The 13,685-nt window shown below is 71.0% G+C and carries 10 protein-coding genes and 1 pseudogene; 8 read left to right on the top strand and 3 right to left on the bottom strand.

What is annotated here, in order from left to right; all coding sequences use genetic code 11:
• The 8 genes and pseudogenes from ABZT03_RS40425 to ABZT03_RS40390 all read left to right on the top strand — a co-directional run.
• A pseudogene (locus ABZT03_RS40425) lies at window positions 1–190 on the top strand (hypothetical protein); the annotation flags it as partial.
• A gap of 444 nt (window positions 191–634) precedes the next feature.
• On the top strand, window positions 635–3,115 hold the full coding sequence (locus tag ABZT03_RS40420; RefSeq protein WP_356048698.1) for a GMC oxidoreductase: 2,481 nt from the start codon (window positions 635–637) through the stop codon (window positions 3,113–3,115).
• Window positions 3,112–4,953 carry a hypothetical protein gene (locus ABZT03_RS40415; RefSeq protein WP_356048696.1) on the top strand — a complete coding sequence of 614 codons (1,842 nt, stop codon included), beginning with the start codon at window positions 3,112–3,114 and terminating at the stop codon, window positions 4,951–4,953. The genes ABZT03_RS40420 and ABZT03_RS40415 overlap by 4 nt, the downstream gene beginning before the upstream one ends.
• Entirely contained in the window at window positions 4,950–6,038 is a 1,089-nt protein-coding gene (locus ABZT03_RS40410; protein WP_356048695.1) for an alpha/beta fold hydrolase, read from the top strand. Before ABZT03_RS40415 ends, ABZT03_RS40410 begins: the two co-directional genes overlap by 4 nt.
• Window positions 6,035–6,964, top strand: a complete 930-nt coding sequence (locus tag ABZT03_RS40405) for an acetoacetate decarboxylase family protein (protein WP_356048694.1) — start codon at window positions 6,035–6,037, stop codon at window positions 6,962–6,964. The genes ABZT03_RS40410 and ABZT03_RS40405 overlap by 4 nt, the downstream gene beginning before the upstream one ends.
• Entirely contained in the window at window positions 6,961–7,152 is a 192-nt protein-coding gene (locus ABZT03_RS40400; protein ID WP_356048692.1) for a hypothetical protein, read from the top strand. Before ABZT03_RS40405 ends, ABZT03_RS40400 begins: the two co-directional genes overlap by 4 nt.
• Entirely contained in the window at window positions 7,149–7,622 is a 474-nt protein-coding gene (locus ABZT03_RS40395) for a hypothetical protein (protein WP_356048690.1), read from the top strand. The genes ABZT03_RS40400 and ABZT03_RS40395 overlap by 4 nt, the downstream gene beginning before the upstream one ends.
• Window positions 7,619–8,959 (top strand): patatin-like phospholipase family protein, encoded by a 1,341-nt coding sequence (locus tag ABZT03_RS40390; protein ID WP_356048689.1) that lies wholly within the window; start codon window positions 7,619–7,621, stop codon window positions 8,957–8,959. Before ABZT03_RS40395 ends, ABZT03_RS40390 begins: the two co-directional genes overlap by 4 nt.
• A 17-nt stretch (window positions 8,960–8,976) precedes the next feature.
• Here the strand turns inward: ABZT03_RS40390 and ABZT03_RS40385 are convergent, their stop codons facing one another.
• The 3 genes from ABZT03_RS40385 to ABZT03_RS40375 form a co-directional block, all read right to left on the bottom strand.
• Window positions 8,977–12,381 (bottom strand): ATP-binding protein, encoded by a 3,405-nt coding sequence (locus tag ABZT03_RS40385; RefSeq protein WP_356048687.1) that lies wholly within the window; start codon window positions 12,379–12,381, stop codon window positions 8,977–8,979.
• Between the two features lie 231 nt (window positions 12,382–12,612).
• Window positions 12,613–12,816 (bottom strand): hypothetical protein, encoded by a 204-nt coding sequence (locus ABZT03_RS40380; protein ID WP_356048685.1) that lies wholly within the window; start codon window positions 12,814–12,816, stop codon window positions 12,613–12,615.
• A gap of 499 nt (window positions 12,817–13,315) precedes the next feature.
• Window positions 13,316–13,685, bottom strand: a 370-nt coding sequence (locus tag ABZT03_RS40375; RefSeq protein ID WP_356048683.1) for a DNA-directed RNA polymerase subunit alpha C-terminal domain-containing protein, incomplete at its 5' end; no start/stop codon positions are given.

Raw genomic sequence — 13,685 nt, 5'->3', positions numbered from 1 at the left:
CCGCGAACTCGTCGACCAGGGCACCCCCATCGAGGCCGCCTGCCGCATCGTCATCCTCGAAGACCAACTCGAAGAAGCCCAGCGCCTCAACGCCGCCTGCACCCGAGTCGGCCAAGCGGCCGATGCGCCGGCCGGCCACTCCCGCCGGACCGTCTCCGCCACCGCTCCCGGACCACGAACCGTACGGTAACGGCCCCACTGACCCCGCCCCCGGCTGGTTGTCGACCGCTTCTCCAGGACGCTCCTCCCTCTACGGCTCCCGCGGTGGCCACGGAGGCTTCGGCTCACGCAGGTGGCCTGCAGCCTTCATTGCTCCCCTCTTGGGTTCCTCCCTCTGGAGTTCCTCGACGCCGACACCCAAGCCCCCTGCTGGGCGCCCGTGTTGTGGCGCAGTGATCAGCGGTCCCAAGTCTCCGGGGCCGCCCGGCCGTACGCGGTGTCCGCCCGGACGCGGTGCGTTTCGGTGACGAGGTCGAGGGACCGGCGGCTGCGGTGTCGTGCGCCGAGCGGTTGCCGTTTCACGCTTTTCGGGCTGCATCGTCACTTGCTCAACTGTGCCGTTCTTCTCCCGTTTTGCTGGCATATGCTCACGGTGCGAGCATAGAGAGAGAGGGGGTAACGCAGGGAGCGCACGATGGTCGGCGAACCGCGTGACAGCAAGGACACAGAGGTCGTCGACACCGTGGTCGTCGGCTCGGGATTCGGGGGGTCGGTCACCGCGTGCCGCCTCGCCGAGTCCGGCCAGTCGGTGGTGGTGCTGGAGCGCGGCAAGCCGTATCCACCGGGCTCCTTTCCGCGCAGTCCGGCCGACATGGCCCGCAACTTCTGGGACCCGAGCAAAGGCCTGCACGGACTGTTCGACATCTGGTCCTTCCGTGGTCTGGAAGGCGTCGTCTCCAGCGGTCTGGGCGGCGGATCCCTCATCTATGCCAACGTCTTGCTGCGCAAGGACGAACGGTGGTTCGTCAACGAGTCGCCCCTGCCTGGAGGCGGGTACGAAAACTGGCCGATCAGCCGCGCCGATCTCGACCCGCACTACGACCAGGTGGAAAGCATGCTCGGCGCCACCCCCTACCCCTACGCCGGCACCCCCAAGACCCAGGCCCTCCACCAGGCCGCGCACCAGCTGGGCCTCCCTGTGTCCCGGCCGCCGCTCGCCGTCTCCTTCGCCCATCGGCCCGGCGCCCCACCCGTGCAGGGAGCGCCGATCGACGAGCCCGCGTTCGGTAATCTGCACGGCTCGCCGCGCAGCACGTGCCGGCTGTGTGGCGAGTGCGACGTCGGCTGCAACTACGGCGCCAAGAACACTCTCGACCACACCTACCTCTCCGCGGCCCGCCACCACGGAGCCGACCTGCGCACCCGCTGCGAGGTCCGGAGCTTCGCGCCCCGGCCCGGCGGCGGCTACGACGTGCACTACGTCGTCCACGACCCGGACCGCGAGGGCAGACGCACCGCCACCGACCGGCTGCCCGTGCTCCGGATCGCCTGCCGCCGCCTGGTCCTGGCGGCCGGCACCTTCGGCACGACCTATCTCCTGCTGCGCAACCGCGCGGCCCTGCCCGGTCTCAGCAGCGCACTCGGCACCCGCTTCTGCGGCAACGGCGACCTGCTCGGCCTCGTCCTGCGTGCCGGCGCCGGCGCCGACGAGGGCCGGCCGCTGCGGCTGGACAGCAGCAGAGGCCCGGTCATCACCAGTGCCATCCGGGTCGGCGACGAACTCGACCAGAACGGCTCGACGGGACGGGGCTGCTACATCGAGGACGCCGGATACCCCGACTTCGTCGCCTGGCTCGCCGAGTCCTCCCAACTGCCGGGCAGCGTCCGCCGGCTGCTCGGGTTCGGCCTGCACCGCCTGCTGGCCCGGCTCGGCGCGGGCCCCTCGAGCCACATCAGCAGCGAGCTTGCACTGCTGCTGGGGCCTGGCGTGTTCTCCGCGTCGTCACTGCCGCTGCTGGGCATGGGACGGGACGTGCCGGACGGCCGGATGCGACTGCGCCGCGGCAGCCTCGACGTCGACTGGACCTCGCTCACCTCACGCGCGTATTTCGAGCGAGCCCGCGCGACCATGCGGGACATCGCCGGGGCGCTCGGCGGCGACTTTCTCGACAACCCGTTGTGGTGGTGGGGGAATCGGGTCATCACCGTGCATCCGCTCGGCGGCGCCCCGATGGGCCGCCATCCCGGAGAAGGTGTCTGTGACGACGGGGGCGAGGTCTTCGGCTTTCCCGGGCTGTATGTTCTGGACGGCGCGCTGCTGCCGGGAGCGGTGGGCGCCAACCCGTCGCTGACCATCGCCGCCGTCGCCGATCGCGCCTGCGACCGAATCCTGGAGACGGACTCCCTGCTCGCCGCCGTGGGCCCGGTGCTCACAGCGCGCGCGCCCAGTGCCCCCAAGACCGGCGTCCGGCCCGTGGAGGAGCCGGCCACCCGGCCCGGTGCCGGGTCCGCCCGGGTGGCACGCGGCGGGCCGGACGCAGAGGCGTGTACCAGCCTGAGCTTCACCGAGGAGATGAAAGGCCACATCGCACTCGACGTCGATGATCCCCGCCAGGGGCGCACCCTCGGGCGCTCGTTGGGGCAGCGGCTGAGTTTCCGCCTCACCATCACCGCCGCAGACGTCGAGCGCTTCGTCGCCGATCCCGACCACATGGCCGACGCCGCCGGCCACGTCGACTGCGACGTCCTGGGCGGCCGACTCGGTGTCGAGCGCGGCTGGTTCAACCTCTTCACCCGGGCCGACGATCCGTATCGACGGCGCATGCTCTACCGCCTCCACCTGCGCACCCCGGGCGACACCCCGCTCACCCTCACCGGCCACAAGGAGGTGGCCGACGATCCGGGTCTGGACGTCTGGCCCGACACCTCCACCCTCCACGTCCGGCTCCTCGCCGGACACACCCGGCCGGACGACGACGCCACCGCGACCGTGATCGGCGCCGGCGTCCTCGTCATCCAGCTCGGCGACTTCCTCCAGCAGCTCACCACCTTCCGCACCACAGGCCCGCATCCAGCCCGGGCCATGGCACGCTTCGGCCGGCTGTTCCTCGGCGAACTGTGGACCGTCTACGGCCGCCGCCTCCCCACCCCGGTGGTGCACGGGAACCCGCCATGAACGTCGAGGAACTGCGCGCGCACGCCGAAGCCCTCGGCTTCAACCCGCGCGACCAGGTGCGCTGGCTGGCGCCGACGGCCCTCGCCCGCACCGCCGTCAAGGTGCTCTTGGCTGACGTGTTCGCGGGATACGCCGACAAACGGGAGATGCAGGGAACCCTCGGGGCCGCACCACTGCGGGCACCGCTGGACGAGCCCGATGCGCAGGAGATGTGGCTCGACTTCGTCGCCGACCTCGGTGACGGCTTCGACTCCACGGCATCGGTGGCCTGCTCCGTCGCGGCCGACGACCTCGCCGTCGGTGACGCCCGGCTCCCGCGCGGCTCGCTGCTCGTCCTCGGCGGCGACGAGGCATACCCGGTCGGATCGGTGCCGGCCTACCGGGACCGCACGACCGGACCCTACGCCTGCGCCCTGCCCCGCGTGGACGGGCGAGCGCCCCTCATGCTCGCCCTGCCGGGAAACCACGACTGGTACGACGGTCTCACCGCGTTCCTGCGGACCTTCACCCTCCAGCGCCCCATCGGCGGCTGGCAGACCCGGCAGACCCGCAGCTACTTCGTCGTCCAGCTGCCCCGGCACTGGTGGCTCGTCGGCCTCGACACCCAGCTCGGCTCCCACCTCGACGAGCCCCAGCTGCGCTACTTCCAGGACCAGCTGTCGGCGCGGCTGCAGCCCGGCGACGGCGTCATCCTCTGCTGCGCCGAACCCACCTGGGTCAAGTGCGAAGGCGACCCCGACGCCTTCGACGCGCTGCACTGGTTCGACCGGACCATGGTGCGCACCCGCCTCGATCCGCACACCGGTGAACGACAACCCACGCACGCGTCCATCAGGCTGTGGCTGACGGGCGACAAACACCACTACGCCCGGTACGCCGAGCAGCTCCCGGAGGACGTGCCGGAACGCACCGAACTGCCGCCCGATCCACGCCGCCGCCAGATGGTGACATGCGGCCTCGGCGGCGCCTTCCTGGCATCGACACACACCCTGCCCCCTGCCCTGCGGCTGCCGGCCCCCGGCAACCGGATGCGCGAGAAGGACGACCCGCCGGCCTGCTACTCCCTCGCCCGTGACAGCGTCTATCCCACGCTCCCGCACTCCCGCCGGCTCGCCCGCCGCATCGCCCTTCCCTGGTCCCCGTACTGGCTGCCCCGACGCAACCCCGGCTTCTGGCGGCTCACCGCAGCCGTGCACCTCGCGGCCTTCGTCACCCTGGCGTTCCTGTTCGCGGTGGAACAGAAACGGCTGCAGCCCGTCGCTGCCGTACGCCTCGCGCACGCAGCGGACCTGGGCGAATTCATCCGGGACGCGGCGATCGCGTGCGCGGCCCTGCTGTCGATCGGCCACCTTGTGCGGTGGAAGAAGCGCCGGCACCTCCGCGCTCCCCGAGCCACGCAACCGGCCCGGGTCACCAGCGCCGTGCTGGCACAGACGGTCGTGGCCTTCGCCGTTTTGGCCGTCACGGTCGCACTGCCCTTCCCGGTCGCGTGGCCCGGATGGGCGGTGCTGGTCGCCTGTCTCGCGGTCGCCGCCGCGATGGGCGCCGCCGCCGGCTCCGAGGCCTTCGCGCTGTGGGTGCTCTCAGCTCGCGGCGGCGCGGTCGCCGACTGGCAGATGTCGGGACAGGCGGTCGAGGACCACAAGGGCTTCCTCCGCGTGCACATCGCCTGCGACGGCGACCTGGTCGTGCACCCGCTGGTGCTGGACACCGTCTGCCGCCAGTGGGACCTGACGGACGCCCCCGACCGGTGCAAGCGGGCGGTGCCCGCGGAGGCACTCGTCGTACGGCTCATCGAAGATCCCATCGTGATCGCCCGGGAGGCGAAACCGCCATGACCGCACCCCCGCCCGCCCGCCCCGAGCACCGCCACCGGACGCCCACCAGCCCCACGACCCGCCGTGACCACATCACCGAGGTCCAGCCGTTCACCGCGCGCGACGGCCGGCCGCTGACCGTCGTGCACGTGCGGGGCCGGTACCCGCCGTACCGCGGACCGGTGCTCGTCGTCCACGGTGCCGGGGTCCGCGCCGAACTCTTCCGGCCACCCCTGCCCCGCACCCTGGTCGACGCGCTCATCGACGATGGCTGGGACGTGTGGCTGCTGAACTGGCGGGCCTCCATCGACCTCGACCCGGTGCCCTGGACCCTCGACGAGGCCGCCGCGTACGACCACCCGGCCGCCGTCGCCCACGTCCTGGCCGCCACCGGTGCGGACCGGCTCAAAGCGGTCGTGCACTGCCAGGGCTCCACCTCGTTCATGATGGCCGCCGTGTCCGGGCTGCTGCCCGAAGTGGACACCGTGGTCAGCAACGCGGTCTCACTGCATCCCGTCGTCCCGGCCCTGTCCCATTTCAAGATCCACTGGGTGGCGCCGGCCGTAGCCCGGGTCCTGCCGCACCTCTCACCGGCCTGGGGCGACCGGCCCGAGGGCCTCGTGGCCGGCTGCGTCGCCGGATTCGTCCGCACCACCCACCGCGAGTGCCGCAACGGCGTCTGCCGCATGGTCAGCTTCACCTACGGCTCGGGACGGCCGGCCCTGTGGTCGCACGCCAACCTCGACGAAGCCACCCACGACTGGATCCGGGGAGAGTTCGCCGAGGTCCCGATGACCTTCTTCGCCCAGATGGACGCTTGCGTCCGGGCCGGCCGTCTGGTGGCCACCGGGCAGGTCGAGGGGCTTCCGCACTCCTTCGCCGACCGCCCACCGCAGACCGACGCCCGGTTCGCGCTGCTGGCCGGTGAGGACAACCGCTGCTTCCTCGCCGACAGCCAGCGCCGCACCCACGCCTTTCTGCAGCGCCACCGCCCCGGCCGCGACAGCCTGCACGTCCTGCCCGGCTACGGCCACCTGGACGTCTTCCTCGGCCGGCGCGCCGCGACCGACACCTATCCGCTCATCCTTCAGGAGCTGACCCGATGAACCCCGCACTGGGCCTGGTACGGCTCGCCCTGTCCGCATCGCCGTCACCCTTCCCCCGCAGGCAGCGACGCATCGCCGGGCGGCACGCGCTCGTCGACGACATCCCCTTCGTCCTGCCCGTGAACTCCGCCGACACCCCCACGCTGATGGCCGCGTTCCCCGTCGACCGTCGGGCAGCCGCCCGTCTGCTGCCCGGCGGCGAACTCCACCCGCTGGCCCTGCCGGGCGGCCGCGGCCTCCTGGTGATCACCGTGGTCGACTACGCCCGCACCGACATCGGCCGCTACATCGAGTTCTCCGTGGCCCTTGCCTGCACCCACGGCCCCCGCCCCGCCCCGTCGCTGCTGCCCGGCCTGTTGCGCGGCAGCTTCGGCACCGGCCAGTACGTCGTGGACCTGCCGGTGAGCAGCGAGATTTCGGTCAAGGGCGGCAAGGGCATCTGGGGCATGCCCAAGCACCGGGCCAGCCTCGATTTCCGCGTGCAGGAGCATGCCGTGTCCAGCCAGTACGAGGACGACGGCCGGCTCGGCATGTTCATAGAGATCGACCGCCCACCGGCCACCCGGCTGCCGTTGCGGATGGCCGCTGTCAACTACTGCGCCTTCCGCGGCATGCTGATGAAGTCGTCCGTCTACTTCGAAGGCGATGCCGACATCGCCGTCGGCAGGCGGGCCCGCGCCCGCCTCGTCATCGGCGACGCACCCCGCGTCGCGGCCCTGCACGGCCTCGGTATCGGTGACCGACCCCTGTTCACCTGCTATCTGCCCTCGACCCGCGGCATCCTCGACGACCACTTCGAAAGCTGGTTCCTCACCAGCGAGAGGCCCGGCCACACCTTCGGCGAACCGCTCCAGAGCGTCGTGGGTCTCGGTCAGTCCCAGGAGTGGACCGCACCTCCGCGTATCGACATAGGTGCGCGTTCATGAACACCTGCCTCGTCCCGGTGAACAAGACGATCCGCGACGGCCGGTTCGACGGCCGCAGTGGGCTCACGCCGCTGTGGGTGCGGTGGATGCGCCTCCATGACATCCGGTTCGTCGATGCCCCCCTGACCTGGGCCGCGATCGTCTGGTACATCACTGCGAGGGGCGACCTCCGGGGAGCGCTGTCGTGATGCCGCTCCCGGCCCGGGTGACCGGTGACCCGCTCCGGCTGGTGCTGCTGGCCATCGCCGCGGTGACGGTGGTCACCGGAGCCTGTCAGCTCATCGCGCCCGGCCCCGTCCTGCGGCTGCTGGCGACCGGTCCGGACGATCCGTCGGCCCTGAGTCTGCATTTCTTCGCCACCGTCGGAATGTTCATGGTCGTGGTCGGCGGACTGCTCGCCCAGCAGCTGCTGACACGGGAGGCCCCCGGTTTCCCGCTGCTGTGGGTGGGCCTGCAGAAGTTCGGCGCGTTCGCACTGGTGACGGTCGGCGTGGCGAGGGGCCTGCTGATCGCTGCGGCGCTGCTGGTGGCGTTGTTCGACCTGGCCACGGCCGGGCTGTGCGGGCTGCTGTGGCGGCGCGGACGCCGCTGGCTTGCCGGTGTCGTCGGCCAGACCCCGAAGGACAGGGCCGGAGCAGGCGGGCAGGGGATGCGATGAGTCGGTCGTTGGTCCTTGCCGGAGGCGGGATGCGGGTCGCGTGGCAGACCGGTGTGGTCCGCGCCCTGTACGAGCACGGTCTGACGTTCGACCACATCGACGGCACCTCCGGCGGAATCCTGACCACCGGCATGCTGCTGTCCGGCCAGGACCCGGCTGAGATGGCACTGCGCTGGTCAGCCCTGCGCGTGCGCGACTTCAGTTCGCCGCTGCCCCTGTCGGGCTACCTGCGCGGCCCCTGGGCCCTGCCGGCCCTCGGCGACGCCGACGGCGTGATCCACCGGGTCTTCCCCGCGCTCGGCATCGACCCCCACACCATCCGGTCCTCACAGCTGGCCGGCACCTTCAACCTCGTCGACTTCGCCGACAAGACCTGCGTGGCGGTACCGCACACCGACATCGACGCGCAGCTGCTGGCCGCGGGCATGTCGCTGCCGCTGTTCCTGCCGCCGCTGTGCCGCGACGGGCACGTGTGGACCGACGCCGTATGGGTCAAGGACGCCAATGTGGGCGAGGCGCTGCGGCGCGGTGCCGACGAGATCTGGCTGGCGTGGTGCATCGCCAACAACCCCTACTGGGGCGACGGGCCGCTGGAACAGTACGTCCACATGATCGAGATGTCCGCCAACGGGGCGCTGTTCGCCGAACTGGACGCCGCCACCCGGCCGTTCATTCTGCACGTGGTCAAACCGGAGTATCCGCTGCCGCTGGACCCGGAGTTCTTCGCCGGGCGCATCACCGCGGACACCCTGATGGAGATGGGCTACCGCGACGCCGTGCGGTACCTCGACGGGGCCCATCCGTCCGGTGTCCCGAAAGATCCGGGCTGCACGGCGATGCGCCTCACGCCCCGCGGAGTGCGCTATCGCGAACGTCTGCACGGCACCCTCGGCGGCGCCGAGCTCGTCCTGGAAGTCGCTGTCGACCTGCCCCTGCCCGACGGCGACGCACCGTCAGCCGGCGCCCGGTTGGTCGGACACGTCGACCACCAGCCGTGGGGCGGCCGGGTGCTGCTGACCGACGGCCGGGCGCAGACGGACGGCGGCACCTTCACCTACACGGCACGGGCGTCGATTGCGGGCCGCCGGCAACCGCTCCGGATCGGCCGTGCCCCCGCCACCGCACCGATCCGGGCGCTATGGACCCGGGTCGGCTCGATGGTCCTCGAGGTCGGCGACGACACGGTCAGTACCCTCGCTCTCGGGCCGCGCGATGCGGCGTACGCGCTGGCCTCCGTCACCCCCCTGGGCACGCACGGGCTGCACGAGCGCCTCGACGCGGTCGCCGACCTGGCCGCAACGCGGCTGGTGCGGGCGGCCGCGGGCGGCGGTCGCTGAGCAGGGGCCGAAAACGCTCAGCCAGGACGGCCGCTGCGGGAGCGCTTACTCATCCGCTCCCAGAAGAGACGCAGTTCTGCCAGATCGGTGTGCCGCTGCCAGGGGGCTTCAGGGTGCAGCAGGGACCGTGACCGCGACAGCACCGTGAACTGCGCACGGCAGAAGGCCTCGGACAGCGCCGGGCGGTGGCCGCCCGGTCCCGGGGGCGGGTAGGGGCAGAGCTCGAAGGCGCAGTCGTCGCGGCAGTTGGAGCCGGCGCGGGCGGCGGCCGTGCGCACCAGGCCGCCGTCGGGATCGAGCGGACGGCGGTCCTTGGTCAGGCACGGCGGCAGATCCGGGCGGTCGGTGCGGTGCAGGCGCTGCAGCCGGTCTTTGGGCCAGTCGCCGCGGTCGGCGAGGTTGAGCAGCAGCAGGACATCCGCGAGGAGCTGCTGGGCCCGGGGATGCAGCGTGCTCCAGCCCGTGGACGGCGGAATCCACAATTGGTGCTTGCGCACCTCCTCGCCGGCCGACTGCGAACCGACCTGCGCGCTCACCCCGCATTCATCGATCCACAGGAACCGCTCGGGCTGACGCGTCTGCAGGGCCCAGACGCACAACTCCGCGGCGGCCTCGACAAACGGGTGCTGCGGTGTGCCGTCCCGCAGAGCGAGCCACTGACGCACCTGCTCCGCCGGATCCGAGCCTCGGTCGGCTGGGCGGCCCGCTGCCGAACCGCCGTCGGGCAGCTCCCACAGCGTCAGCGCGTGCAGCAGAGTGAGCCGCGTGAACCAGAACCGGGAGCGCTTGAGCATGTCCCAGGCCTGCTCGATGAGGTACTCGCGGGCCTGCGGCCGGGCATGCGGGTGGCGGGCCCGACGGTTGGCGGCGTACTTGAACCCCTGCGCCAGCGCGATCTCCAGCGTCAGGTCCAGCGGCTTCACGCCGGAGCCGTTCCGGGCACCGACACGCTCCACCCAGCCCGCCAGGATCTCGTACGGGGTGGCATGGTGGCGGCGTACGGTGACCGAGCCCACGAGCAGCGGGATCAGCCAGGCGCACAGCGTGTCGTGACGCCACTCGCGTTCCTCCTCCTCGCGTTCCTCATCCTCCAGCCGACGCAGTGGTGCGAGACCGACCGGGGCCTGCGGGCGTGCGGTGTCCTCGCCGGCAGGAACGGCACGCGGCTGCTGGCTCTCCCACATGTCCAGCAGCCACTCCGGCCTGCGCTCCATCGGCCGCTCCGGCTCGGTCCGCGGGGCCAGCAGCCGCGCCTGGAGCAACTCGAAGGCACTGTCGCCGCCCGCGCCGATCTCGTGCGCGATGGCCACCCGCACACCGTAGGAGGACTCCAGACAGCCGATCTGCAACAGCTCCGCGTACGCCGGATGCATGCCGTGCCGGCGGTCGATGCTGCGCAGGGCTTCACCGAAACGGGAGACGAGCAACTCCTTGGCCACGCCCAACGAGTGCGGGTCGCGGGCCTGGAAGTCGGGCCACGCCGTCGTCAGCTCCATCGCGATGCGGTGCTGCTGCGAGGCCCTGTCGACGCTGTCGATCTGCAGCGCCGCGGCGTAGAGCTGGACCGCCTTGGTGTGCAGGGTGCGGCGGAAGACCTGCCTCGGGTCGGCCGGGTCGTGCGGCACCTCGCCTGCCCGACGGCCGCCGGGTTGCTGCGCAGGGCCAGGTCCGCGGTGTGCGCGGGCCCGGTCCGGGTGGGCGGCGTCGTCCCGCTGGGCCTGGTCCGCAGGGGGCGCGTTCTGCTGCGCTCGGCAGGCCGCGCCCAGCACCAGGTCGCGCGCTACGGACACCGGGCACCAGGCCGTGCGGTTCCCGTGCGCTCTCCCGTGCGTGCAGGAGCCTTCCGGCGTCCTGGAGTGCAAGATCATGGCGATCAGCAGCTCCCGTCCCGGGTTCTCCAGCGCTGCGGGGAAGTATCGGTTCGCCGTGGGCTCCCCGGGTGTCTCCGGGCGGATCACCGCGTTCATGAACCGAGCGCCGAGATGGGCCTGGATCACACTGTGCTGGAACCGCACCCGCTCCCCACCGAGCTCCACCAGCCCCATGCCCGCGCCCCAGTGCGCGGCGAGCCGGATGTCCAGGCGGCTGCCCTGGACACGCCGCGCCAGCTCCGTCACGATCTCCGGAAATCGGGACTGCGCGGGGTCGCGCTCGTTGACGACGTCGCCGATGCGGACCTCGGCCGAGTCAGCGGCCAGCCCGGCGCACGCCAGGGCCGACAGGTACTCCAGCGTCGTTCGGCGATCGTCCCGGCCGAGCGGCAGGTGCGGACACAGCTGCCCGGTGACCAGGGCGTTCATCCAGGTGTCGACCAGATGCAGCCGCAGTGCCGCCCGATCGCCGCCGCGTGTCTCCACGCCCTCCTGTGACCGGCCGGTGAGTGCGCGTTCCAGCAGCCCCTCCTCGTGCAGTTCGCGCGCCACCTGCAGATACGTCGGTGCCTCGGCGATGCCGGCCTTTTCCACGATCCAGTCGAGCCGCTGCCGGTCCTCCCAAGGGGTGCCGGAGGAAATGTAGGCGAGCGCGGCCTCCTCGTTCAGCGGCTCCAGATCGGTCAGCGAGGCGTCCAACCCGCGCAGTGCGTCATGCGGGCGCGAGGCGATGACGAGCGGCATTCGTTCCTCGTTGGCCCGGCGGACCGCCAGCCGAATGAGCGTGTCCCGTTCCTCCGTCAGCCCGTCACCCGCAAGGGCGTCCTCCAGACCGTCCGCCAGGACGACGATGCGGCCCTGCTGGTTGAGACGGCGCCACACCTTCTCGGCCTCGTCGCCGGACCGGAGGTGCCCCTGCACCTCCAGCTTGAACCGGTCGAACGCCAACTGCCGGAAGTCCAGCTCGCCCTCCACTCCGCGCAGCCGCAAAGGCACGGGCACCGCACCCTGCCGGGCCAGTTGCCGGGTGAGCAGCACAAGCAGCGCAGTCTTCCCCGTCCCGATGCCACCGACCACCACATGCGTGCGGCGGAACCGGCTGTCGCGCAAATCCTCCATGAGCACCTCGCACAGCTGGTCCCGCCCCACCACCCGCCCGAAAATCCCACCCGCCGTCTGCACCATGTCCCGCGGCGTTTCCCGGGCCTTGCGGAGGTAGGCGCGGCTCACCCGCGTGAATCTGAAGGAGAGGTACGCAACGGTGGCCAGAGCGAGGGTGAGGAAGGGCATCACAATGCTCTGCAGGAGGCCGCAGGCGAAATTATGGTCCTTGGTGCACTGATCCTCGATCCAGCGGAACGGAGCGTGGAACGGCGTTTCTCCCACCAGTCTGGCCACTGCCATGACGATGAGGAACACCTCCGCGAATGCGCCGAGGAACGTGAACCCCAGGATCGGGAAGTACCAGCGGCTCTTGCGCACGCGCCACGTGTGGGCACGGTCGTAGCCCTGTTGACTCAGCCGGGAGGAGGAAGGCCTGCGCAGGTTCACGTGACGGTGGTTCCATACCCGTCGCCCGGGAATGCCCGCTGCGCAGGCGGTTCATTCTCCCACCCTGAAACATTCACCCGGCCGGAGCCGCCTGATCCCTCTGCGGCAGCCCGGATACCACGCAGCGGCAGCCACATTCGCTCGCGACCCGTAGCCGCGACATCCGGGACCGCCGCTGATCGACCACCCGGCGCGCAGACATGATCCGAGCTGTCGGGTGGACCCTGTCGGCTACTGAACCGCCTCGATCACGCGGTCCGCCACCTCGGTCACCGGCCTGGACGCATCATTGATCGTCGCGCCACGGCTTTCGTATATCGCTCGCATCCGAGGATTCCACTTCAAGGCCGCCGCGAGCTCTTCGGGATGCCGGCCGAACGCGTTCGTCGTGCGGGTGGCGAGCCGGTGGCGGAGGGTGCCCTCGTCGATCACCAAGCACACGACGAGATCGAAAAGATCCCGGACGTCTGCCTCGTTCTCCGCCGACCCGCACAAGAACGCGGTCCGGAAACGAGATTCCTCGACGAGGGCCTCAACGCGCTCGCGGACGATCGCCCACCCGTACCGATCGAGCCAGCCCCCAGGAACCGGATAGGGGGATCCAATACGACCTGACCCGTAACCCGGTCGATCCAGCGGCTGAAGCCGTCCTCGTCGGAGTCGAGCGCGACATAGCCACGCGCTCGCAACACCCCGCAGACGGTGGACTTACCAGCCCCTGAATTGCCCGTCACCCACACCAATGTCACACCGCCAGGGTAGACACGACCAGCCTCGGGCTGTGTCCCGCGCCAGCAGTCGATCTTCAGTAGGTGTGTCATTCCTCCTGCTGGCGCGTCAGTTCCTCCTCTGGCCCAACACTGCAGCCGTCGCCGCTGTTTGCTTCAGGAACGGGCGAGTTCCCGGCCGGTCGCGGCCCGGCTGTCGTGCAGCGTCAGTACTGTTCGGTCTCCACGAAGCCCGAGTCCGCGTCGTCATCGGCACCGAGTGCGGCGGCGGTGGGGTCGAATCCGGGCGGGCTGTCCTTGAGGCCCAGGCCCATGCCGGCCAGCTTGGCCTTGACCTCGTCGATGGACTTGGCACCGAAGTTGCGGATGTCCAGCAGGTCGGCCTCGGAGCGGGCGACGAGTTCACCCACGGAGTGGACACCCTCACGCTTGAGGCAGTTGTAGGACCGGACGGTGAGCTCGAGCTCCTCGATCGGCAGCACGAGGTCGGCGGCGAGGGCGGCGTCCGTGGGGGACGGGCCCATGTCGATGCCCTCGGCGTCGATGTTGAGCTCACGCGCCAGACCGAACAGCTCG

Origin of the sequence: Streptomyces sp. NPDC005574, from assembly GCF_040605435.1 — a bacterium.
Lineage (GTDB): Bacteria > Actinomycetota > Actinomycetes > Streptomycetales > Streptomycetaceae > Streptomyces.
The sequence above is the reverse complement of the archived record's forward strand: the minus strand, read 5'-3'. Positions and strand labels throughout refer to the sequence as shown.